The 644-nt window shown below is 60.7% G+C and carries 1 protein-coding gene; it reads left to right on the top strand.

Annotation, left to right across the window (positions count from 1 at the left end):
* Positions 1–106 precede the first annotated feature (106 nt).
* Positions 107–349 carry a type B 50S ribosomal protein L31 gene (locus tag D7X55_RS45890; protein WP_010484049.1) on the top strand — a complete coding sequence of 81 codons (243 nt, stop codon included), beginning with the start codon at positions 107–109 and terminating at the stop codon, positions 347–349.
* Positions 350–644 lie beyond the last annotated feature (295 nt).

Here is a 644-nt window from a genome sequence, read left to right as displayed (position 1 = left end):
GCCCTGGGCGCGGACTGAAGCCGATTGACCGGCACCGGTTGCCCCGGGCGGCAACCGGTGCTTATAATGCCGCTCTTGACCACCAGCCCATTTACGGTGTGAGCCCATGAAGGCCGATATCCATCCGAACTACCGCGACGTCGTCTTCCATGACGTCACCTCCGATTTCAAGATCCTGACCCGCTCGACCATGGCGACGAAGGAAACCATCAAGTGGGAAGACGGCAACGACTACCCGCTGGTGAAGGTTGAAATTTCCTCGGCTTCGCACCCGTTCTACACGGGCAAGCACAAGGTCATCGACACCTCGGGCCGTATCGACAAGTTCCAGAAGCGCTACGCGCGCTGATCTGTCGATCCAGCTTCGAACCGACGGCCGCGCTCTGCGCGGCCGTTTGTTTTTCCCCAACGCCTACCCAACGGGCGTTTGGATGGACAGAACACTGCGTTCGTGTGACAACGCTTTTGCCGATCCGGGCCGCTTGCTGGCCGGGTTCTGACCGCCTGCCGTCTACGACTTCTGTCTAGCGCCGGGCAAATGCTGCTGTGCGATAATGGCATGATCCCCGGCACAGGCCGAGGACGTCATTCACGTGCCTGACCAATGCGCTTGGGCAGGCGCCTTCCCATGAAGGAGCGCACAC

Source organism: Corallococcus sp. AB049A, assembly GCF_003668885.1.
Taxonomy (GTDB): domain Bacteria; phylum Myxococcota; class Myxococcia; order Myxococcales; family Myxococcaceae; genus Corallococcus; species Corallococcus interemptor.
Note: the sequence above shows the minus strand (reverse complement) of the source record. Positions and strands in the feature narration are given on the sequence as shown.